At 76.4% G+C, this 1,995-nt stretch carries 2 protein-coding genes; one reads left to right on the top strand and one right to left on the bottom strand.

What is annotated here, in order from left to right:
- Positions 1 to 276: 276 nt before the first annotated feature.
- On the bottom strand, positions 277 to 1,212 hold the full coding sequence (locus EBN88_RS29695) for a LysR family transcriptional regulator (protein ID WP_122400065.1): 936 nt from the start codon (positions 1,210 to 1,212) through the stop codon (positions 277 to 279).
- Between the two features lie 124 nt (positions 1,213 to 1,336).
- Here EBN88_RS29695 and EBN88_RS29690 point away from each other — a divergent pair.
- Positions 1,337 to 1,995: MFS transporter (locus EBN88_RS29690; RefSeq protein WP_147472917.1), on the top strand; the 659-nt coding region annotated here is incomplete at its 3' end.

The raw sequence follows: 1,995 nt of genomic DNA, 5'->3' as shown, positions 1-1,995 counted from the left end.
TCGGCGGGCGCGGCGCGGGCCGGCGGCGCGGGGCGCGTCGGGCGAGGGCGTGGGGCTCAGGCCCGACAACAGGGGCGCACGGCCGGGGTGCGCCGCACGCCGGGGCGTGCGCTGGGGCGCGCGGTAACGGTGCGGCTCGGCTCGGTCACGGGGCCCATCCTGGGGGCGCGCTCGGCGCGTTCGCAAGCCGTACCGGGCGGTCGTCTCAGCGTGTGAGACAACGTGAAACGGGCGTTGAGCTGGCGAAACGTCAGTTCACACGGGGTCGTCGCGCGGTCATGCCGGGACGGCGCTTGGCGCGGACGGCCGGGCGGCCGGCCCGGTGAACTCCTCGCGCAGCAGCCCGGCGAGCGCGAGCAGCGCGGGAACGGTCCGGTCGGTGCGCCAGACCAGGCCGAGTTGGGAGGACTCCTCCAGCCCGGTGACCGGCAGGTAGCGCACGTCGCCGCGCGTCGCCCGGTCGGCCAGCGGGCGGCAGACGAGCATCGCGTGCTCGCCGGCCGCCACCAGGGCCAGGCCCTCCTGGACGGTGCTGATGCCCATCGAGGAGCGGATCGGCGTCCCGGCGGGGGTGGCGCGCGGCACCCGGGCGGTGCGCCAGTACTCGGGGGCGTCGCCGGTCGGGTGGAGGATGTCGAGGCCGGCCAGCGCCTCGACGTCGACCGGCGCGGCGTCGGCCAGCGGGTGTGAGAGGGCGAGGGCCAACAGCCGGTCCTGCGGCGGGAAGCGGAAGCCCACGGTCAACGCCGGCTCCCGGACGGGGAGTTCGACCACGGCGGCGTCCAGCCGCCCGTCCAGCACGGCGGCGAACGGGGAGCCCAGCGGGATCTCGTTGAGCACGACGGTGACGCCGTGCTCGGCCCGCAGCCGGCGGAAGACCTCGGTGACCTCCTCGTAGACGCTGCCGTGGAAGCCGACGCGCAGCTGGCGCAGCGCGCCGCTCCTGGCGCGCTCGTGCGCGCGGGCGAGCACGGCGGTCAGCGCCTCGTACGCCGGGCGCACCTCCTCGACGAACTGCGCGCCGAAGCGGGTCAGCGCCACCCGGCGGCTGGTGCGGTCCACCAGCCGCACCCCGAGGCGGCGTTCGAGGGCGGCGAGCAGCTGGCTGACCCGGCTCTGGGAACAGCCCAGGCGCTCGGCGGTCCGCCCGAAGTGCAGCTCGTCGGCGAGCGCCAGGAGGCACTCGATCTGCTGGACGTGTACCGGGTTCATCGCTGCCCCTTCCCGCCGGAGGACCGCCGGGTGTGCGTCGGCGGGCCATCGATCAGCGTAGCTCATCGATGCGTTGAGAAGATCGGCGTTGTTCCCGGTCAGGGGCGCTGTTTGGCTGGCTGGCATGAGTGCGAACCTGCCTGAGACCCCTCCCAGAGCGCCGGCCGACGACGCCGCCCCGGACGCGCGGCGCACCACCAGCCGCCAGTGGCTCGCGGTCGCGGTGCTGTCGTTGAGCACCTTCGTGGTGGTGACCTCCGAGATGCTGCCGGTCGGCGTGCTGACGCCGATGGCCGACGGCCTCGACACCAGCCAGGGCGCGACCGGCTTCAGCCTGACGATCACCGGCCTGGTGACGGCCGTCGCCGCCCCGACCGTGCCACGCCTGCTCGGCGGGCGGGACCGGCGGCTGGTGTTGGCCGTGGCGATGGTGGTGTTGGCGGCGGGCAACGCCCTGACCGCCGTGGCCGGCGGCTTCGGCGCGCTGGTGGTCTCCCGGGTGGTGCTCGGCGTGGGGATGGGCGCGGTGTGGGGGCTGGCCTCGGCCGTCGCCCCCCGGCTGGTGGCGCCGCGCGACGCGGCGCTCGCGGTCTCCTTCGCGGTCAGCGGCGTCGCCGCCGCCTCCGTCGTCGGCGTGCCGCTGGGCACCGTGGTGGGCAACGCCTTCGGCTGGCGGGCGGCGTTCGCCTCGCTGGGCGCGGTGGCGCTGCTGCTGGCCGTCGGCCTGACGCTGGCCCTCCCCCGGCTGCCGCGCCCGGCCGCGCCGGCCGGGCCCGACGAGCC

This window comes from Streptomyces triticirhizae (genome assembly GCF_003696235.1).
Taxonomy (GTDB): Bacteria; Actinomycetota; Actinomycetes; order Streptomycetales; family Streptomycetaceae; genus Streptomyces; species Streptomyces triticirhizae.
The sequence above is the reverse complement of the archived record's forward strand: the minus strand, read 5'-3'. Positions and strand labels throughout refer to the sequence as shown.

What these genes read in the sequence shown, in the direction of transcription:
- EBN88_RS29695 (WP_122400065.1), bottom strand. Translation starts at nt 1,212, where the DNA reads ATGAACCCGGTACACGTCCAGCAGATCGAGTGCCTCCTGGCGCTCGCC.